Genomic DNA, 19,581 nt, shown 5'->3' with positions numbered 1-19,581 from the left:
TACAAAGTTGATATTATCTTTCTGACTGTGTCGTCACTGGCAGGATCTATAAGTAAAATACACCATACCTTTCACTTATTCAGGTATTCAGGAGAGAAAAATGTCAGCGTCGTTTTATCAGAAAATTAATGAGCAGTTGGAACAAGCTCGTGCGGAAGGGCTATTCAAAAGTGAACGTATTATTACCTCTGCGCAAAATGCCGATATTTCTGTTGCTGATGGTAGCAACGTCATTAATTTCTGTGCCAATAACTACTTAGGGTTGGCTAATCACCCTGACCTGATCGCTGCTGCAAAAGCAGGAATGGATAGCCATGGCTTTGGTATGGCATCTGTGCGTTTTATTTGTGGTACGCAAGACTCCCATAAAGAATTAGAAAATAAAATAGCTGAATTTTTAGGCTTGGAAGATGCTATTCTGTACTCCTCATGTTTTGATGCTAATGGTGGTCTGTTTGAAACATTATTCGGCCCAGAAGACGCCATTATTTCGGATGCACTAAACCACGCTTCTATCATTGATGGTATTCGCCTGTGTAAAGCGAAACGTTATCGCTATGCCAACAATGATATGCAGGAATTAAGAGCACAGTTGGAGAAGGCAAAAGCAGAAGGTGCTCAGAATATCCTGATCGCAACTGATGGTGTGTTCTCAATGGATGGTGTCATTGCGGATCTGAAATCCATCTGTGATCTGGCGGATGAATTTGGTGCGCTGGTCATGGTTGATGATTCTCATGCGGTAGGGTTTGTTGGCAAGCACGGGCGTGGTACTCATGAATATTGTGATGTCATGGGGCGTGTTGACATCATCACTGGTACACTCGGTAAAGCATTAGGTGGGGCGTCTGGTGGTTATACCGCCGCACGTAAAGAAGTTGTGGAATGGCTGCGTCAGCGTTCACGCCCTTACTTGTTCTCCAATTCCCTGGCTCCGGCTATTGTTGCGGCATCCATCAAGGTGTTGGAGATGTTGAAAGATGGAGACGAATTGCGTGAACGTCTCTGGAGAAATGCTAACTTATTCCGTGAAAAAATGACGGCTGCTGGTTTTACACTGGCGGGTGCAGATCATGCCATTATTCCGGTTATGTTAGGGGATGCGAAGCTGGCGCAGGAATTCGCCTCTGAGCTGCTGAAAGAAGGCATTTATGTGATTGGCTTTTTCTACCCTGTGGTTCCTAAGGGTCAAGCACGTATCCGTACCCAGATCTCTGCTGCTCATACCGAAGAACAAATTGAACGTGTTGTGGCTACATTTACACGTATAGGTAAGCAGTTGAATATCATTGCATAAGGTATCACTATGAAAGCGTTGTCAAAATTAAAGCCAGAAGAAGGTATTTGGATGACGGATGTGCCTACACCGGAATTGGGGCATAACGATGTGATGATTAAAATCCGTAAGACCGCAATTTGTGGAACGGATGTGCACATCTACAACTGGGATGATTGGTCTCAGAAAACCATTCCTGTGCCGATGGTGATAGGGCATGAATACGTGGGAGAAGTGGTCGCAATTGGTCAGGAAGTCAAAGGATTCAAAATTGGCGACCGTGTATCTGGTGAAGGTCATATTACCTGTGGTTATTGCCGCAACTGTCGTGGTGGACGCACACATTTGTGCCGTAACACAACAGGAATTGGGGTAAACCGGGCTGGCTCATTTGCCGAGTATCTGGTTATTCCGGCATTCAATGCTTTTAAAATTCCAGACAATATTTCGGACGAACTGGCTGCGATTTTTGACCCATTTGGCAACGCTGTTCATACTGCACTCTCCTTTGATTTAGTAGGAGAAGATGTACTGGTATCGGGAGCCGGCCCTATCGGTATCATGGCTGCGGCTGTGTGTAAGCATGTCGGTGCACGTCATGTTGTGATCACCGATGTGAATGAATACCGCCTTGATTTAGCACGTAAAATAGGCGTTACTCGTGCTGTGAATGTCAGTCAGGAGAACCTGACGAATGTTATGTCAGAACTGGGTATGACTGAAGGCTTTGATATTGGTTTGGAGATGTCTGGTGCTCCTCCTGCATTCCGTACCTTATTAAGCACTATGAATCATGGCGGGCGTATCGCTTTGTTGGGGATACCTCCTTCAGATATGGCGATCGATTGGAGTCAGGTCATTTTTAAAGGACTGTTTATCAAAGGCATTTATGGACGTGAAATGTTCGAAACATGGTACAAAATGGCGACACTTATTCAGTCCGGTTTGGATTTAACTCCAATTATTACTCACCAATTCCCGATAGATGATTACCAGAAAGGCTTTGATATCATGCGTTCAGGGCAATCTGGTAAAGTTATCCTGCATTGGGATTAATTGAATCTCTGACAAAATTTTAAGCAAGCCGTTAAAAACAAATTACTAAAAATCAGGGCAGACGCTTATCTCTTTATGGGCGTCTGTTTTATTTTCCATTGTTTTATCTTTTTGTGGTCTCAAATGACCTGCGCTATGCAACTTTTCTTGTTTTAATGTGGGGTCCTGCAATTTTTCAAGACCATCAACAATTAGACGGGGAACCAATGTTTCCCCAACCATCCTGAAATAATCCAATTTGGATTCTAATCCCGTTACAGGTTTGGTTTCAGGAGATTTAATGCATTTTTGTTTGGTTAGTGGGCTGATTTGTGAGTTGCTTTGTTTACTGGTTAGAGAATGATTGAGTAGCATACTGGGTGTTACCAGTTCAATATCATCTGGCAACGTTGCTAACCCTCGCTGTAATGCCCGAATAGTAGTTGGGTAAGGATGCCCAATGGCGATGGCAGAGCCTTGTTTGCGAGCCAGAGTAATAGCCCGATTGAGTTGGCGCAGCGCTTCTGCTTCTGTTTGTACATCGTCCAAGAAGATATTCCGGCGGAGCACTTGTACAGGTGTTCCCATTGAGGCTTTAGCGACCTGAGTATTACCGATAGTTACGCTGTCCAGAAAATAGAGACGATATTGAGATAATGCATTCATCACTTTTTTCATGCCAGCGAGATTGGAGGTCATCGCGCTGCCCATATGGTTGTTTATACCAATTGCATGAGGAACTTTTTTTATGGCATCGTGAATAATATCTTCAACTTCCTCATTGCTCATGGAAGGGTGCAGGGTATTTTTTTCTAATGATTGTTTACTAATTGGCGCCATTGGCAGATGGATCAAGACCTCTCTACCTTGCTTATGGGCTTTTTGCGCCATTTCTCGGCCATATGGAGAGTCAGGGAGTACGGCAATGGAAATTGCAGCAGGCATCTGCAATATCTTATTTTCATTGTGAACACGGTAGCCAAAGTCATCAATGACAATGGCTAAGCGTGCGGCATGGGCATTCAGAGTAAATAACAAGATAGTGATAAACGACAGAACCCAACACTTTGGTATCTGAAAGCGCAATATCCCAAATAATAGAGTGAATGAGTGAACGCACTTTATTAATAGATATTGCACAATTATTTCCTTCTCTTATTTTCCTAACCACGGTAATGGATTGACGGTACGCCCCTGACGGCGGATCTCAAAGTATAATGAAGGTTGCTGTTGCCCGCCGCTGCTACCAACCAGAGCTATCGGCTGACCTGCCCGGACTTGCTGACCAACACTAACCAACAGGCTTTGGTTATAACCATAAATACTCATATCTCCTTTACCGTGTTCAAGCACGACAACCAGACCATAGCCCTGTAACCAGTCTGCCAGTAATACCCGTCCATCTGAAATTGCTTTAACTTCCGTGCTTTCGGCTGAAGAGATAACCATGCCTTTCCAGCGTAACTCACCTTGTATTGTTTCTCCGAAGCTGTGAATAACCCGGCCACGTACAGGCCAGATTGCTTGCCCGGCAGGGCGACCAAGCCCACCTGTTCGAGCCATAAGTGCGCGTTCATCTTCCGTAGGTTTATAGCTGGAACCTTTTTGTTGAGCCTGTTTCTGCTTGGCTGCTATTTGCGCACGGACACGTGCAGCTTCACGCGCTTCACGCTCAGCGCGGGCTTTGGCTTCCCGTTCTGCTTTAGCAATTTTGTTACGCAGATGAGTTTCGTTTTGCCGAAGCTCAGCCAGGCTTTGTTGATCTTTCTTCAATGAAGATTCAAGTACAGTCAGCGTTTTTTGCCGGGCAGAACGGACAACTTCCATTTTTTGCTTTTGTTGCTTTTGGTTGCTGAGTAACGCTTGTTGCTCATTTAGTTTTTCTTGTTGCAGCTTTTTTTGTCGGTTAAGCTTGTCGGTTGTTTTTTGTAGTTTAGTGATAGTTTCCTGACGAGCCTGATTCAGATAACTATAATAAGCGAGTATGCGTTCTTTGCGCTGCGTTTCCGAGCCATTAAACAATAATTCTAAACCCTGATGACTCCCTTGCCGGAATGCGGCATCTAATTGGCTGGCAAGTAGCTTACGCTGCTCTTTTTGCTGCATTTGCAGATGGTTAATACCTTTCGTCAATGACGAAATTTCATTCCCCAGCTTATTCAGGTGGGCTTGTGTACTATGGAGGGAACGCCCGACTTCTGAAATCGTCCCCTCTTGTTCCTTGAGCTGATTGAGGAGCTCTGTACGTTGTTTTTGTTGTTGTTTGACGCTTTTCTCTTTCTCAGCAATATTCTGTTGAATATCTTTAAGTTGGTTTTTATTTTCTGAGATTTGATTGGCAAAGGCTCCCGTGCAGAGAAAAGCAAACAATAAGGCACACAACAGTAATGCACTGTTTCTTGGTTGCCACTGTTTCCGCTTCTGCCGGTGATTACAGCTTTTGAAATCCTTATTATCAGCCATTTGATTCAATACCTTGCCCACGCTCTACTATATTTATAGTGCTTGCTTACAATATGTTTGTCGCGCCCGATTATTTCATGTGGAATTGCCTCTGACCAGAGAACGGCCTATTTTTTATCTTTCCGAACCATAATATAAATTTTAGTTAACTTAGCTCATTTATTATCGAAGATCCCGTATATGTCTAGTTTGGCATGAAATATTTTAATGATGTATGACAATCAAGTGATTAGTGCGGATTTTTTATTTTTTCTCGAAACTCTCCGCAAAATCTGCATTAGGTTGATGCTAATTGGCTGTAATTGACACAACACACAGGTATACTCTGTTACCTTAGATTTTTGTTATTAACTAATGGGAGTTGTTGCCCTCCATGCTGCAAGAAATCATGCAATTTATTAGCCGGAACACGATCCTGAGTCTTGTTTGGATTGCCCTGTTGGTGGCTGTCATTGTCCTGACAGTAAAAAGTGTGTTCTCCAAGAGTACAGATATCACTCGCGCACAGGTCATCCATTTAATCAATAAGGAAGATGCTATCGTCGTTGATTTACGTTCTCGTGACGATTTCCGCAGAGGGCATATTATTGGTTCTGTTAATCTGACACCATCCGAGATTAAAGAGCATAATCTGGGTGAATTGGAAAAACATAAAAAGCAGCCTGTGATCATTGTTTCAGCGAATGGACTGGAATCTAAAACACCGGCAGAGAATCTGGTGAAAGCAGGCTTTGAACAAGTTTATACCCTGAAAGAGGGAATTGCCGGGTGGACCGGTGAAAACCTACCATTATCCCGAGGCAAGAAATAACGAATGTAGATGTAAGTAGTATACTTACATTATTAAGGTTTAATAAGGACGTATTGAAAGGTAAAAATTATTATGTCAGAACAAAACAACACAGAAATGGCTTTCCAGATCCAACGTGTATATACGAAAGACATTTCTTTCGAATCACCTAAGGCACCTCAAATTTTCCAACAGGAATGGCAGCCAGAGGTTAAATTAGATCTGGATACCGCTTCCAGTGAATTAGTTCAGGGAGTCTACGAAGTTGTTCTGCGTGTCACTGTCACGGCGACACTAGGAGAAGAAACCGCGTTCTTATGCGAAGTTCAGCAGGCTGGTATTTTCTCTATTGATGGTATTGAAGGAACTCAACTGGCGCACTGCTTAGGTGCATATTGCCCGAATATTTTGTTCCCATATGCCCGTGAGTGCATCACTAGCTTAGTGGGTCGTGGTACTTTCCCACAATTGAACCTGGCACCAGTTAACTTTGATGCTTTGTTCATGAATTACTTGCAACAGCAGGCTGATCCTCAGTCTGATGAGGCAACACAGGAAGCCTAATGAATACTGCTTCTATGACAGTTATCGGTGCCGGCTCATACGGCACCGCTTTAGCCATTACACTGGCCCGTAATGGACATGATGTTGTACTTTGGGGCCATAACCCCGCACATGTCCATGCCTTGCAACAAGCCCGTTGTAATCAGGCATTTTTACCGGATGTTTCTTTTCCTGATAGCTTACAGCTTGAAGCCGATCTAAAAAGTGCGGTTTCAGCCAGCCGTAATATTCTGATTGTGGTTCCCAGCCATGTTTTTGGCGATGTATTACAACAGATAAAACCACATTTACAGCCAGACTCTCGTATTGTTTGGGCCACTAAAGGCCTTGAAGCGGAAACGGGTCGTTTATTGCAGGATGTAGCGCGTGAGATATTAGGTAATGAAATCCCATTGGCGGTAGTATCTGGCCCGACATTTGCGAAAGAACTGGCGGCGGGTTTACCGACAGCGATTGCGGTATCAGCGACAACACCTGAATTTGGTGAAGAACTCCAGCAGCTTTTCCATTGTGGCAAAAGCTTCCGGGTGTATAAGAACCCTGATTTTGTTGGCGTGCAACTTGGTGGAGCAATCAAGAACGTTATTGCCATTGGTGCAGGGATCTCAGATGGCATGGGGTTCGGTGCCAATGCTCGCACTGCATTAATTACCCGTGGATTAGCGGAAATGAGTCGCCTTGGTGCTGCTTTGGGGGCTGACCCATCCACATTTATGGGAATGGCTGGATTGGGTGATTTAGTGCTGACATGTACTGATAATCAATCCCGTAACCGTCGTTTTGGCATGATGTTAGGGCAAGGAGTCAATGTTGACGCTGCACAGCGTGAGATTGGGCAAGTCGTTGAAGGGTATCGTAATACAAAAGAAGTCCGGGCATTAGCCAAGCGGGTTGGGGTTGAAATGCCTATCACAGAACAAATCTACCAGATATTGTATCGCAACAAAAATGTAATCGAAGCAGCTCAGGCATTATTGGGAAGAGCTACAAGGGATGAAGGAGAAAGTTCCCGCGCTTAATTAGATTAAAATCGCCATAAATATTTTTTCCGGCATATGTCCAATAGATTCCAAGATGAAAGGCATAGTTCTGGGATAAATCAGGTGCGAATTCATTCGCGATGGTGAAAAACAATCACATGAGAATGATTGATATGTCTCAAGAAGAACTGAATGAAGTTTGGAAAAATATAAAAAATGAGGCGAGAGCGCTGGCAGATTGTGAGCCTATGTTAGCCAGTTTTTTTCACGCGACATTACTTAAACATGAAAACCTTGGTAGTGCCTTGAGCTACATGTTAGCAAACAAACTGGCGACACCGATTATGCCGGCGATTGCGGTCAGGGAAGTTGTTGAAGACGCTTACAGCAGTGAGCCAAAGATGATCGAATCGGCCGCTCGTGATATTAAAGCTGTCCGGTTGCGGGACCCTGCTGTAGACAAATACTCCACTCCTCTGCTTTATCTGAAAGGTTTTCATGCGCTACAAGCGTATCGCATCGCACATTGGCTGTGGAAGCAAGATCGTAAGGCGTTGGCGATTTACATGCAAAACCAGATTTCCGTTTCTTTTGGCGTGGATATTCACCCTGCGGCGAAAATTGGCTGTGGCATAATGCTTGACCATGCAACAGGTATTGTTATTGGCGAAACAGCGATTGTTGAGAATGATGTTTCTATCCTGCAATCGGTGACGCTTGGAGGAACTGGGAAGGCATGTGGCGATCGACACCCTAAAGTGCGTGAAGGAGTAATGATTGGCGCTGGTTCCAAGATCCTCGGCAATATTGAAATTGGTCGGGGTGCGAAAATTGGTGCGGGCTCAGTAGTGTTAAGACCTGTTCCACCACATACCACTGTTGCCGGAGTACCAGCACGGATTGTTGGTAAACCGGAAAGCGATAAACCATCTCTGGATATGAATCAACATTTTAATGGCATGAATAATGGATTTGAAAATGGGGATGGGATTTAAGATTCCTCTCTTTTTGAAATATAGAATTTAAAAAGACATTCAGCACGGTTAGGTGCTGAATGTCTACGTATCAATCCTGCAATTGCGTATCAATTAAATACAAAGTGGAATCCCATCCTGAATCTTCAATGACTATGGGGATAAAACAAAGGAGCACATATTATTCACCCGTATTTTTAACTAAATGGTATTCCTAATTTATGATTCAATGATTCATCTGGAATAACTGTTATATCAATATCATTCCTAATTATTCCATAAATCTTTAGAACTCGATTAATAGAAGGGCCTTCATATATAGGGAATGGCCAGTTATCATTATTATCACCCTTTGGTACAATTAGGTTTATTTTCCTTATGTTATTTTTATCTGCATATACAACCTGGTCTATAATGTTTTGACTTATGGCTAGGGCTATATTGTATTTTAAGTCAAGGTTATTTGATTCTTTCAGTGATGTATCTTGTGATATTGTTTTATTAATCAGCGAGATAATAATTATGGGCATGACATAATTTATTATTTTATAATTTGTTATCAGATATCCCATAGAGATGAGCGCAGATATAATGATGTACATAAATACCCCCCACATTACCACAGGTCTAGATGTATAATAACCACCAGCTCTTGCACATATCAAAATCAAAGCAACAAAAGTTATAGCGCAAGAAACTGTACAAACCAGAAATGCATACTTAAAATCATTATTTTCTTTTCTTTCTTTTTCTTTGTAAAAAAAGAAAGCACCAAGCAAAAGGAAAGTTAAAATAAAAACAATAAATAAAGGTTGACTTTTTTCAATTAGAGAGATAAAAAAATTGACAGCTCCATTTACATCAAGATCAGAGCTACCTATAGATTGCGCTCTACCGCCATTTATTTCATAGACAACAGAAACAAGCCAGAGCAGTAAAATAAATGTATGAAATGGTTTTTCTTTTAATGTTTTAATTAGAGAATACGAATTTTTAATAAAACTAGTCAGTATCGATACTCCGCAATATACTGCAAAAAAAACATTTGCGAACAGACTGGAAAATATACAAATATATGAAGCAAGAATCAACCAGCCAACATATATGGATCCTCTCTTTTTTAAATCATCATATGATAAAGATCCCTCATTCCTCATAAAATATAAAACAAGTGAGGAATTTATAAGGGCTGGAGTTATATAGTGATAAAAGCATGTTATATTTACCTCCCATAGCAGGTATAAACTTTGATTGTCGCTTGATGTTCTTAATGCACCAAATATACAAAGGTAATATACTGAAACCATTAATAAACTATTATACAATCCAACTTTTAGTTTATCTCTCATTAAAAGAAATAACTGCAAAAGAAACAGAGATACAAGAAATGATATGAAAATCGCAGTTGTATGTGATATGGCCTCAAGAAATCCAAATCCAAATGGCATTATGAGGTAAGTGGATATCATACCAATCCATGGAAACGATAGCTCTGGAGTTACCTTTATTGGATTAGCAGCTCCCCATTGCGGATATGCCTCTCTGTTTAGCGATAAATTGCCCCAGTCATCTCCAGATATTATTGTGACTGGATGAATTGTCATGAAGAACATAACCGTTGCAATAAACAATAATGCAAAAAACAAATAAATTGTAATTTTTTCTTTTTTATGGAAATTCATTAAACTACTCCCCATATTCAATAGTATTAATTTTATTTATGCTTTAAAATATATCTAGGACGATTTTTGGTTTCTATATATATCCTTCCTATATATTCTCCAAGCGCGCCAATCCCAATCAACTGAATTCCACCCAAAAACAGAATTGAAACAAGTAAAGATGGGTATCCACGAACAGCGTTACCCCATACCAACTTATCTATAATCATCCATGCTCCGTAGAAAAATGAAAGAGCAGCTACCGAAAATCCAAGATATGTCCAAATCCGCAAAGGGAATGTCGAGAAGCTTGTTATCCCCTCAAGTGCTAGATTCCATAACTTCCATCCATTGAATTTAGAATCTCCAGCCACACGCTCGGCTCTGGTGTATTCAACAATATCGGTAAGTCCGCCAACCCAATTCAATACTCCTTTCATAAACAGGTTTTTTTCTGGCATGAGTTTTATGTTATCTACAACATTGCGAGACATCAGGCGGAAATCTCCAACATTATCTTCAATCTTTGGCGTACTGATTTTATTATGCAGTTTGTAAAACCATTCTGCGGTCTTTCGCTTCATGCGGCTATCGGTGGAACGGTCAGAGCGTTTAGCCAGAACCATATCCGTACCAGCCTGCCATTTCTCAATCAGGAGTGGAATCACTTCGATTGGATCCTGCAAATCAACGTCAATTGGGATTACAGCATCACCAGTTGCATGGTCAAGGCCAGCGAATAGAGCTGGCTCTTTGCCAAAGTTTCGGGTAAACGATAATGGGATGACAAGAGAGTCAGAAACTGCCAGTGCATTGATAATAGATTCTGTAGCATCTTTACTGCCGTCATTGATGAAGACAATTTCAACCTCGTACTGCTTTAATTCCCCAAATTCCCGTACCGTTTTATAAAAAATCGGTATCGCATCCTCTTCGTTAAAGACCGGAACAACCAATGATATTTTCATCATTCCTTTCCTCTGAATATTAAAAATTTTGAGTACATAAAACCTAATATCAAACTGGTTGCAGAGAACGAAACCAATGTTACGATAGGTTGCATATCCATTGCATCAGCTAGGCTTCCTGTCATATAGCTCATTAACCCCATAAACGAAATAAATGCAGAATATCTCCATCCAGTAGCTTTTTTCTGGAAAGTGATTTTAGCGTTTGCATAAAAAGAGAATGTCACAGCAGCAAGAAAACCAACCAAATTACTAATTGCTTGACTCGCGCCAAAAAAGTGCAGCACTGCTGTAAACAATACCCAATGGATAGCGGTATTAATAACCCCTATTGAGAGATATTTTGTAAACAAAGCTAACATATTAATAAAACTATATAAAAATAATAGTGACGAATAATATCACCCAAGTAACCATTGGTCATTCATTAGATATGATCAACATGACTTTCTTTCTAGGGCGTGTTGACGTTTTGTATTCATCATTTATTCGACCCACATGGGTAGCCAGATAACGCATTTTCGACTAAATGACGATAACGATATAAACCCTTATCCCTCTTTTTATCCGAGTTTCGGTTATTTTTTCGGTAGGGAATAACCGACGTTGCCCCTTGTTCTTCGATATCATTTCTGAATGCCTGACTATCATACCCCTTGTCAGCGATGACAAAGTCCGAGGGCGGTGATTGCGCCACCAAACTTTTTGCATGCACAATGTCGTGAGTTTGCCCCTCGGATAATTCAAAATGAACAGGCAAACCATAACTGTCTACGGCCAAATGGATTTTAGTCGAGTCCTCCCCGGCTTTTCCCAATCGCTTCATTCTCCTTTGAAGCCGCGCCTGAACTGTGCTGATGAGCACGGACAATCCTGTCATCAATGAACAACCATTCAGTATCAGAATCTTTAGCTAATTCCTTGAATAATGAATCAAAAACACCTTTGTTTGACCGCGCATTAAAACGTTTAAAAACGGTATTCCATTTCCCATATTCAACAGGCAGTTCCCGCCAAGGGCTCCCGGTTCTCATTCGAAAAAGGATACCTGCCAGAATTAGGCGATGCGTTTTTTTATGGTAGACAAGCCGGTTTTGTTGCATGAATACAAATAGCTTATCTCACACAGGGTCTGATAACATGGGTCTTGGCATGATAGTTCTGGTTACGAGTTTTTTGGCGAAAATAAGGATACCAAATTATCATGCCATTCAAATCCCCTCGTTCAAACGTCAACACGCCCTAATACTACGGAAATAATTTATTTTTAATCAAAAGGTTACTCCAGAAATTTTCCCAGCGGCTCAGACTTTGTTTGATGCCATAATGCCACAATAATTTACTAGTATAGTGACTCTACCTTGATCACTGTGAAACATCACACCTTGTGGCTTCTCTCTTGATTCAAAATCCATTTCTAATGCTTTCTTTGTTGACTCAGAGACTATTCAGTATCTTTTCTATGCAAAAGTAGGGCTAAGAATACCAAGTTGAAGAACTGAAGGCTGGTATTCAGATACCACTACATAAGTCTAATAGATCAAAACCGAAAAACGCCGTCAATCACATCAGCATAGGGAGTGTGAAGAACATGATAAATATCATACTATTTTAAAATCAGGAACGCGGTGCGGAATGACGGCTGCAATAGATTAGTCTCGTAATAGCGCACCGGGATAACCGAGTTGCCGCCACGCTTCAAACACGACCACTGATACAGAATTAGAAAGATTCATGCTACGACTATCCGGTAGCATGGGAATTCTTATTTTCTGTTCAGGCGGCATGTTATCCAGCACATAAGATGGTAAGCCTCGAGTTTCCGGGCCAAACATCAGATAGTCACCATCGCGATAACTTACATTACTGTGCGCCGGGGTGCCTTTTGTTGTTAGTGCAAATAGGCGTGCTCCTGAAGGGGATTGTGAATTAGTTGGACTAAGTCCTTCACTTTCCAAAAATGTATTGTAGTCGCGATGTTGCTTGATATTAGCAAACTCATGATAATCCAACCCTGCACGACGCAGGCGTTTGTCATCCCATGTGAAACCCAATGGTTGGATTAGATGAAGTTGACAACCTGTATTGGCACACAGACGGATGATGTTGCCCGTGTTAGGCGGGATTTCTGGTTCGAATAGGACGATGTTTAGCATATATTAATGTCTTCATTACGATATTATTTACCTAATGAAGAGAACTCATAAAAATTGAATTAAAAAAATATTGTTATGGGCTTTTTAAGTAACAAAGTTTTTTGCTCAAGTGGTGTTGTGTTTAATAAGCACCATCTCGCTTAAGTACCACATTCACAGTTTTAAATAAAATCGCAATATCATTCCAAAGAGCCCAGTTCTTCACATACCAGCTATCAAGATATACTCGTGTTGCATAATCTACATCATTACGTCCACTTACTTGCCAGAGACCTGTCATTCCAGGTTTTGCCATGAGGTAATACGATTTGTCATCTCCGTAACGTTCAAGTTCTTCTTGAACTATGGGTCTTGGACCAACAAGGCTCATCTCTCCTTTGAGCACATTCACCAACTGTGGAAGTTCGTCAAGGCTGGTTTTACGTAAAAAATGGCCTATGGAAGTGATTCTTGGATCATTTTTGAGTTTGAAATCTTTCTGCCATTCAGCTAAAGCATTTTGATCTGTTTTGAGTAAGTTTTCCAAAACTTCCGCTGAATTGCTAATCATGGAGCGAAATTTCAGACACTTGAATCGACGTCCTCCTTGCCCTATGCGTTCATGCCCATAAAAAGGAGATGTTCCATCACGGGAAACTTTCCAACCGATGAAAAGAAACAGAGGGGAAAGAAGTATCAGTAGGAGAGAAGAAACGACAATATCAAATGTACGCTTAAGAATTATGGATGAACGCTTAGCTAGATTATTTTTAACTCTAAGCATTAAAAGTTCATGACTAAAGAAGTGGGACATATTTGTGCTATAGAGAGGAACACCACGTAATGTTGGGACGATCGATATATTGCGAACTCCATGAGCGGAGAGATAGCGTAACCATTCACCTTGCAATTCGTGTTGTTCATATTCAAGAGCGATAAAGATTTTATACTGATGATATTTTTCCAGTAACTGCTCTGGAGTGATATGGAATAGAGGAAGTGTACTGACTGGACTGGTAGAACAATTATCGTTTGGTGCTACAAAGCCGATGACACCAAATCCAAGAAATTTTTCGCTGCATACCGCTAAATAAGCGTCACGAGCATTATCTTCGCTGCCGATGATTATTGTCGGCATACTCCAAGTTTTGAGCTTGATTAGTAAGAGTTTGGTTAGCCATCGACACAATGGCAAAGCAAATATGGTAACCAGCCAAAATATTGCCCACTGATGACGAGAAAAACTCCATTTAGAGATAGCTACTATCGCTAAATCAGCTATGGCTAACCCAATTAGCATCAAAAGTGTTTCTTTTAGTTCATTCCAAAATGGCTTGCGGTAAGTGTAGTGCCGCAAATGTCCCCAAGACCAGAGGCAAGTGACCAAAACAATAACTAGAAAACTCCAGGCTCTGGCAGTATCTGATCCGCTTTTGAAAACGAGGGAGAATGGAACATCTGTGCGAATACTTTCAATCCACCACGAAAAAATAAAAGCACCTGTCATTGCCAATAAATCGCTTGCCATTAAAGAGAAGCGATTAATAGATGCAGAATAGTTTTTATATTTAAGATGTTCTTCTTTTGAATGCTGGAACATTTCCGTTAATGTCATAATATTTACCTAAATTTAAATGATATTCGGTAGAGTATTAATCGTTTTCCCTTACCGAGATTGTAATTATCTTTGAGTTACAAGTGCATCTAAGCAAGTTCTGACAATTTCTTGTGCTTTATTTATATCATCTGCTTCAGCATAACAACGTAGTTCAGGTGCATTACCAGATGGTCGTAGATGAACAATAGTATTGTTACTAAGGGTCATTCTTAAGCCATCAGTAAGGTCAATGTGATGAATTTGGTGATTACCTAATCCCAATAAACTTAATAGGTATTTCGGATCTTTAATCCCCTTATTTAAAAGTGTGTTACTTAATGACGTTGGAAATTCCTTAAGCCTATCAGAGTGGGTATAACGCGAAGGTAGAGCACTTACTAATGAGGAAATACATTTATCTTTTCCTGCATTCAATACAATAAGAGCAGGTAAAAGCGCATCACGAGTAGGCAGAGCACTCAATTTAATGCCTCCTACATCAATATCACTACCGAGTAAGAAACCACCATTGGCCTCAAAACCAGCAATACGTTTAAACTGATGTGAAAGGGAGGCAAATTCTGCAATAACATAGGGGGAGCCGATTTTGGTCGAGATAATATTAGCGAAACGACCACAACTATGTATAACACTATTGCAGCTCACAGGAACGGCCAAGGCTTCAATGTCTAATGCATCGGCACATAGTAGTCCCAATATATCACCCCTCAGCCATTCTCCACGTTCATCGGCCAATAGTGGGCGATCCCCATCACCATCGGTAGAGAAAATGGCATCCAAACTAAATTTATCTGACCAATTTCTGGCCTTGAGTTTATCTTCCTCTGTTACAGCTTCCGTATCAATAGGAACAAACTCATCAGTGCGTTCAAGGGAAATAACTTCTGCTCCCAGTGATTTGAAGAGAGATGCGTAAAGATCACGTCCTGCACTGGAATGTTCATAAATACCAATACGTTTTCCTGTCAGGAAATTTGAGGAAAATAAAGAGCGGTAACGATTTATATAGTTTTCTGCTGCATCAGGTGAAACAGTCAGCGATGTTATTTTGGTTAGAGGTTCAAAGATAGCATTAGCCGATAGTATTACTTCCTCGTCATCCTTGGATATTTCTCCATCAGGCCGATAGAATTTAAGTCCATTACGGTCAAAAGGAATATGGCTTCCTGTAACCATAATACATGGAATTCCATCTTGCATGGCTTTATAGGCAAGCGCTGGTGTAGGTACTACACCATAATAAACAGGTTCAATGCCTGCCTGTCGGAGAGCCGTTGCACAAAATAGGGCTATATTAGGGCTACTCGGACGATTATCGATAGCTAGTGCAATTTTGGAAGTTTCGTATCGCTTTTGCATTACGGAAACAAAAGCGTGAGTAAAAGCTGCACATACATCAGGAGTGAAGTCAATAACCAAGCCACGGGCTCCACTAGTACCAAACATGATACCACTATCAGCAATAACTTCTTGGCTATTTAGTTTCTTATTATTCATTTTCTTCTAGTTCCACTCTGCCATAACGATCACTGAGGCGAACAATATCATCATCGCCAAGGTAACTGCCTGATTGAATTTCTATTACCTCCAGAGGAACTTTACCTGGATTTTCCAGTGCATGGATAATTCCTACCGGTATATAAGTAGATTCATTCTCAGTAACTAAATAGGAGTTACCTCCTTGAGTTACTCGTGCTGTTCCTGCTACAACAATCCAATGTTCAGCACGGTGGTGATGCATTTGGGTAGATAAGCTTTCACCTGGCCTAACAGTAATTCGTTTAACTTGATAACGTTTCCCTTTATCTATGGAGTCGTATTTACCCCAAGGGCGATAAACCTCCCGATGCAAACGATGTTCGGAACGATCAGCTTTTTTCAGACTCTCAACAATCTTTTTAACATGTTGAACCTGAGTTTTATCTACAACCAGAATGGCATCTTTGGTCTGAACCACGACCAGATTTTTTACACCAACAAGACTGACAAGGCTGTTTTCAGAATAAACGTAATTATCGTTGCTATTGTGTTGTAGAACATCACCTTTAAATACATTGCCATCGTCGTCTTTTTCCGAGATATCCCACAAAGACGACCATGAACCGACATCAGACCAGCCAGCAGAAAGTGGAATAACTATTGCGTCATCAGTTTTTTCCATCACGGCATAGTCAACTGATTCGCTCGGACAGACAAGAAATGCTGATTTGTCTACCCGGACAAAGTCGAGATCGGGATTGATGGTTCCTACTGCGGTTACACAGGCTGAATAAATATCAGGGCGGAACGTTTTAAGTTCTTGAAGAAAGCGACTGGCGCGAAACAGAAACATGCCACTGTTCCAGTAATATTCACCACTTTGTAAATACTGTTCTGCGGTAATAGCATCTGGTTTTTCAACAAATTGAGCTACGGTAAAAGCGTCTTCTTGCTTAACTCCACGCTGAATATATCCATATCCAGTTTCTGCATGGGTAGGTACTATGCCGAAAGTGACCAATTTACCTGCGGTTGCATAGGGAATTGCTTGCTGTACTACCTTTGTAAAAGCTTCTTCATCCCGAATTATATGATCTGCTGCCAGAACTAATAACAGAGGATCTTCATCATTGTTCACGGTTTGAAGCGCTGTGAGTGCTGCCAAAGCAATTGCTGGAGCTGTATTACGTCCTGTTGGTTCAAGGATGATATTGTGGGCTAGTTTATCTAAATGTCTCAATTGTTCGGCGACCAGAAAACGATGATCTTCGTTACAAATGACTAAAGGGGATTCTGTCGATAGACACCTTAAGCGCTGCACAGTTGTTTGCAGCATGGTGAGCTCACCATCAAGTTTAAGAAATTGTTTTGGATATAACTCACGAGAAAGTGGCCATAACCGACTGCCGGAACCACCAGCCATGATGACGGGAACAACTGAATTCATAAAATATCTCAATTAATTAATAATGAATTTGCTTTTTGGTTTGAAATTCTTGCCACTTATCTTCGACAAAGGAAGCAAATTCCTGAGCAAACCTTGCTTCTGAAAAACGTTCAGCATTTTTACGGCAGAATTGGGGGTGGAACTGCTTAATATTACTTTCAAAGTGTTCTATTGTTGAGCAAAGTGATTCCACGTCCTGTTTTTCAAAAAATAACCCCGTTGGTTCTCGACTCCCTAATGGGCGAACTGTTTCGAGAGCGCCCCCTTTACCAAAAGCGATGATAGGGGTTCCACAAGCTTGTGCTTCAACAGGTGTGATCCCAAAGTCTTCTTCCGCAGCGAAGACAAATGCCTTGGCTCGTTGCATATGAGATTTAAGTTTTTCAAACGGCTGATAACCTAGTAAAGTAATATTGGAGTGTCCATCAGCTAATGTAGCAATCCGTTTATATTCACTGCCATCACCTATCACAATAAGCTTTTTATCCGGCATCTTGGCGAAGGCTTCAACGATCAGATCCATCTTCTTATAAGGCACCATGCGTGAAGCCGTGAAATAGAAATCTTCTTTTTGTTCAACACAGGGGAAATTTTCTACAGCAACAGGTGGATAGATAACAGTTGCATCACGACCATAAACTTTTTTGATTCTTCTAGCGATAAAATGAGAATTCGCAACAAAATGGTCAACACCATTGGCTGTACGATAATCCCACAGCCGTAATTTATGTAACAGCCATTTAGTCATCCATCCCTTGAGTCCTTTATTGAGACCTGACTCTCTTAAATATTGGTGTTGTAGATCCCAAGCATAACGCATTGGGGAGTGGACATAGCTAATATGTAGTTGATCAGGGCCTGTTAATACTCCTTTAGCAACTGCATGGGAGCTTGAAATCACTATATCGTCATGAGAAACATCAAGTTGTTCGATTGCCAAGGGCATTAGTGGTAAATATTTCTGATAATGCTTCTTTGCGCCTGGGAGTTTTTGAATAAAAGTAGTTGTTGGGTGAATATTATTAAAATGACCACGTTGAGAATCAGTTAAAAAGTCAACAACAGAATACATATTAGCAGTAGGATATAAGTTTAATATGGCTGAAGATACCTGCTCAGAGCCTGCATAACTTTGTAGCCATTCATGAACCAAGGCTATTTTTTTTCATTTAACTTGTTCATTAGCTACTTGCTCCAAAACTTGTTGAACCCGTTCCGCAACTTTATCCCATGTAAACATCTTTGCCCTAGATAGACCTCGTTCAATCAATATACTTCTTAAATCCTTATCTGTGACTAACTGATTAATTCCATCAGCCATATCATCAAGTGAGTAGGGATCAACCAACAATGCAGCATCACCAGCAACTTCAGGTAAAGAGGTAACATTTGAGGTTAATACTGGTGTTCCACATGCCATTGCTTCTAGGATTGGAAGGCCAAATCCTTCATAAAGGGAAGGAAATAAGAGTCCTAATGCCCCTCGATAAAAGGAAGGTAGATCTTTATCATCGACAAAACCGTGGAAAACGATTCTTTCTGATAGATTGAATTCATAAATCAAACTTATTAATTCGTTAGTGGGATTACCTGTAAATAGTAATTTGATTTCTGGATTAATATTACTTTTGGCGAAGGACTTAATAAGTGCTGATTCGTTTTTATGAAGTTTTCTGTTGCTGACACATAGCAGGTAGGGACCCCCTAGGTTAAATGGTTCTACTTCTATATTAAAAGATTTATCAACACCATTTCCGACGTTAATAACTTTATTTTCTGGTACACCGCTCCATTCTATGATTCTCTTTTTAGAATACTCTGATACTGTTAGTACCTTATTGCTATTAAAACATCCTCTTTTAATTATTAGATTATAAAATGCCTTTTTTAAAAAACTGCTATTTTCTTCACGATCCAAATGATTCAGATCATGGATAGTAAAAACAAAATTACATTTTGAGAATAACGGGGGAATATATCCTGGGCAAAAGGCGATATCATTTTTAGAAAATCCCATAAACTTAATAGATAGTAGCAAAGATGAGAGAGGGCTTGAAGGTTTACATTTGATACTATAAATTCCATCCCATTTTTTTATTTTATATATTTCTTCTGAAAATCGACCTATTCCCCCCATTGTGAGCCATGATTGGTCGAAAAATATTTTTTTATGCATTAGGTGTTACCATCA

General features: G+C 40.7%; 17 protein-coding genes and 2 pseudogenes. 6 read left to right on the top strand and 13 right to left on the bottom strand.

The annotated features are described in order from the left end of the window. Nucleotides 1–100 precede the first annotated feature (100 nt). A complete protein-coding gene (gene kbl / locus HGO23_RS19070) occupies nt 101–1,297 on the top strand; it encodes a glycine C-acetyltransferase (RefSeq protein ID WP_099136488.1) in 1,197 nt (398 codons plus the stop codon). Nucleotides 1,298–1,306: 9 nt separating this feature from the next. Then, complete coding sequence (tdh, locus tag HGO23_RS19065) at nt 1,307–2,332, top strand: L-threonine 3-dehydrogenase (RefSeq protein WP_099136489.1); 1,026 nt, start codon at nt 1,307–1,309, stop codon at nt 2,330–2,332. A 45-nt stretch (nt 2,333–2,377) separates the two neighbouring features. On the opposite strand, the gene HGO23_RS19060 is transcribed toward tdh, so the two are convergent. After that, complete coding sequence (locus HGO23_RS19060; RefSeq protein ID WP_209028831.1) at nt 2,378–3,454, bottom strand: divergent polysaccharide deacetylase family protein; 1,077 nt, start codon at nt 3,452–3,454, stop codon at nt 2,378–2,380. 12 nt (nt 3,455–3,466) lie between these two features. Continuing rightward, nucleotides 3,467–4,774: a murein hydrolase activator EnvC gene (gene envC, locus HGO23_RS19055; protein WP_209027499.1), complete on the bottom strand. Its 1,308-nt coding sequence runs from the start codon at nt 4,772–4,774 to the stop codon at nt 3,467–3,469. A gap of 373 nt (nt 4,775–5,147) precedes the next feature. Between envC and HGO23_RS19050 the strand changes: the two genes are divergently transcribed. From HGO23_RS19050 to cysE, 4 genes are all read left to right on the top strand, one after another. Continuing rightward, the gene (locus tag HGO23_RS19050) at nt 5,148–5,585 is read left to right on the top strand and encodes a rhodanese-like domain-containing protein (protein ID WP_209027498.1); all 438 of its coding nucleotides are present in this window, start codon (nt 5,148–5,150) and stop codon (nt 5,583–5,585) included. Between the two features lie 72 nt (nt 5,586–5,657). After that, the gene (gene secB, locus HGO23_RS19045; protein ID WP_209027497.1) at nt 5,658–6,128 is read left to right on the top strand and encodes a protein-export chaperone SecB; all 471 of its coding nucleotides are present in this window, start codon (nt 5,658–5,660) and stop codon (nt 6,126–6,128) included. Then, on the top strand, nt 6,128–7,147 hold the full coding sequence (gene gpsA, locus HGO23_RS19040; protein WP_209027496.1) for an NAD(P)H-dependent glycerol-3-phosphate dehydrogenase: 1,020 nt from the start codon (nt 6,128–6,130) through the stop codon (nt 7,145–7,147). The genes secB and gpsA overlap by 1 nt, the downstream gene beginning before the upstream one ends. A gap of 134 nt (nt 7,148–7,281) precedes the next feature. Further along, nucleotides 7,282–8,103 (top strand): serine O-acetyltransferase, encoded by an 822-nt coding sequence (gene cysE / locus HGO23_RS19035; RefSeq protein WP_209027495.1) that lies wholly within the window; start codon nt 7,282–7,284, stop codon nt 8,101–8,103. Nucleotides 8,104–8,279: 176 nt separating this feature from the next. Here cysE and HGO23_RS19030 read toward each other — a convergent pair whose 3' ends face one another. The 11 genes and pseudogenes from HGO23_RS19030 to HGO23_RS18980 all read right to left on the bottom strand — a co-directional run bounded on the left by HGO23_RS19030 (nt 8,280) and on the right by HGO23_RS18980 (nt 19,566). Continuing rightward, the gene (locus tag HGO23_RS19030) at nt 8,280–9,764 is read right to left on the bottom strand and encodes a hypothetical protein (RefSeq protein ID WP_209027494.1); all 1,485 of its coding nucleotides are present in this window, start codon (nt 9,762–9,764) and stop codon (nt 8,280–8,282) included. Between the two features lie 32 nt (nt 9,765–9,796). Continuing rightward, nucleotides 9,797–10,711 (bottom strand): glycosyltransferase family 2 protein, encoded by a 915-nt coding sequence (locus tag HGO23_RS19025; RefSeq protein WP_209028830.1) that lies wholly within the window; start codon nt 10,709–10,711, stop codon nt 9,797–9,799. Then, the gene (locus HGO23_RS19020; RefSeq protein ID WP_209027493.1) at nt 10,711–11,073 is read right to left on the bottom strand and encodes a GtrA family protein; all 363 of its coding nucleotides are present in this window, start codon (nt 11,071–11,073) and stop codon (nt 10,711–10,713) included. Before HGO23_RS19020 ends, HGO23_RS19025 begins: the two co-directional genes overlap by 1 nt. Nucleotides 11,074–11,219: 146 nt before the next feature. Next, nucleotides 11,220–11,814: pseudogene (locus tag HGO23_RS19015) on the bottom strand (IS5 family transposase); the annotation flags it as partial. Between the two features lie 175 nt (nt 11,815–11,989). After that, nucleotides 11,990–12,153, bottom strand: a pseudogene (locus tag HGO23_RS19010) (DDE-type integrase/transposase/recombinase); the annotation flags it as partial. Between the two features lie 210 nt (nt 12,154–12,363). After that, nucleotides 12,364–12,867 carry a tRNA (uridine(34)/cytosine(34)/5-carboxymethylaminomethyluridine(34)-2'-O)-methyltransferase TrmL gene (trmL, locus tag HGO23_RS19005; RefSeq protein WP_209027492.1) on the bottom strand — a complete coding sequence of 168 codons (504 nt, stop codon included), beginning with the start codon at nt 12,865–12,867 and terminating at the stop codon, nt 12,364–12,366. 121 nt (nt 12,868–12,988) lie between these two features. Continuing rightward, entirely contained in the window at nt 12,989–14,461 is a 1,473-nt protein-coding gene (wbaP, locus tag HGO23_RS19000; protein ID WP_244967844.1) for an undecaprenyl-phosphate galactose phosphotransferase WbaP, read from the bottom strand. Between the two features lie 66 nt (nt 14,462–14,527). Then, on the bottom strand, nt 14,528–15,961 hold the full coding sequence (locus tag HGO23_RS18995) for a phosphomannomutase (RefSeq protein WP_209027491.1): 1,434 nt from the start codon (nt 15,959–15,961) through the stop codon (nt 14,528–14,530). Beyond that, nucleotides 15,954–17,390, bottom strand: a complete 1,437-nt coding sequence (locus HGO23_RS18990; protein WP_209027490.1) for a mannose-1-phosphate guanylyltransferase/mannose-6-phosphate isomerase — start codon at nt 17,388–17,390, stop codon at nt 15,954–15,956. Before HGO23_RS18990 ends, HGO23_RS18995 begins: the two co-directional genes overlap by 8 nt. Nucleotides 17,391–17,406: 16 nt before the next feature. Further along, nucleotides 17,407–18,549 (bottom strand): glycosyltransferase family 4 protein, encoded by a 1,143-nt coding sequence (locus HGO23_RS18985; protein WP_244967975.1) that lies wholly within the window; start codon nt 18,547–18,549, stop codon nt 17,407–17,409. A gap of 6 nt (nt 18,550–18,555) precedes the next feature. Continuing rightward, complete coding sequence (locus HGO23_RS18980; protein ID WP_209027489.1) at nt 18,556–19,566, bottom strand: glycosyltransferase family 4 protein; 1,011 nt, start codon at nt 19,564–19,566, stop codon at nt 18,556–18,558. Between the last annotated feature and the right edge of the window lie 15 nt (nt 19,567–19,581).

Source organism: Xenorhabdus budapestensis (assembly GCF_017743015.1).
GTDB lineage: Bacteria > Pseudomonadota > Gammaproteobacteria > Enterobacterales > Enterobacteriaceae > Xenorhabdus > Xenorhabdus budapestensis.
The sequence above is the reverse complement of the archived record's forward strand: the minus strand, read 5'-3'. Positions and strand labels throughout refer to the sequence as shown.

Coding starts and splice junctions, on each gene's coding strand:
- kbl (WP_099136488.1), top strand. CDS start 101: ATGTCAGCGTCGTTTTATCAGAAAATTAATGAGCAGTTGGAACAAGCT.
- tdh (WP_099136489.1), top strand. CDS start 1,307: ATGAAAGCGTTGTCAAAATTAAAGCCAGAAGAAGGTATTTGGATGACG.
- envC (WP_209027499.1), bottom strand. CDS start 4,774: ATGGCTGATAATAAGGATTTCAAAAGCTGTAATCACCGGCAGAAGCGG.
- HGO23_RS19050 (WP_209027498.1), top strand. CDS start 5,148: ATGCTGCAAGAAATCATGCAATTTATTAGCCGGAACACGATCCTGAGT.
- secB (WP_209027497.1), top strand. CDS start 5,658: ATGTCAGAACAAAACAACACAGAAATGGCTTTCCAGATCCAACGTGTA.
- gpsA (WP_209027496.1), top strand. CDS start 6,128: ATGAATACTGCTTCTATGACAGTTATCGGTGCCGGCTCATACGGCACC.
- cysE (WP_209027495.1), top strand. CDS start 7,282: ATGTCTCAAGAAGAACTGAATGAAGTTTGGAAAAATATAAAAAATGAG.
- HGO23_RS19030 (WP_209027494.1), bottom strand. CDS start 9,764: ATGAATTTCCATAAAAAAGAAAAAATTACAATTTATTTGTTTTTTGCA.
- HGO23_RS19025 (WP_209028830.1), bottom strand. CDS start 10,711: ATGAAAATATCATTGGTTGTTCCGGTCTTTAACGAAGAGGATGCGATA.
- HGO23_RS19020 (WP_209027493.1), bottom strand. CDS start 11,073: ATGTTAGCTTTGTTTACAAAATATCTCTCAATAGGGGTTATTAATACC.
- trmL (WP_209027492.1), bottom strand. CDS start 12,867: ATGCTAAACATCGTCCTATTCGAACCAGAAATCCCGCCTAACACGGGC.
- wbaP (WP_244967844.1), bottom strand. CDS start 14,461: ATGACATTAACGGAAATGTTCCAGCATTCAAAAGAAGAACATCTTAAA.
- HGO23_RS18995 (WP_209027491.1), bottom strand. CDS start 15,961: ATGAATAATAAGAAACTAAATAGCCAAGAAGTTATTGCTGATAGTGGT.
- HGO23_RS18990 (WP_209027490.1), bottom strand. CDS start 17,390: ATGAATTCAGTTGTTCCCGTCATCATGGCTGGTGGTTCCGGCAGTCGG.
- HGO23_RS18980 (WP_209027489.1), bottom strand. CDS start 19,566: ATGCATAAAAAAATATTTTTCGACCAATCATGGCTCACAATGGGGGGA.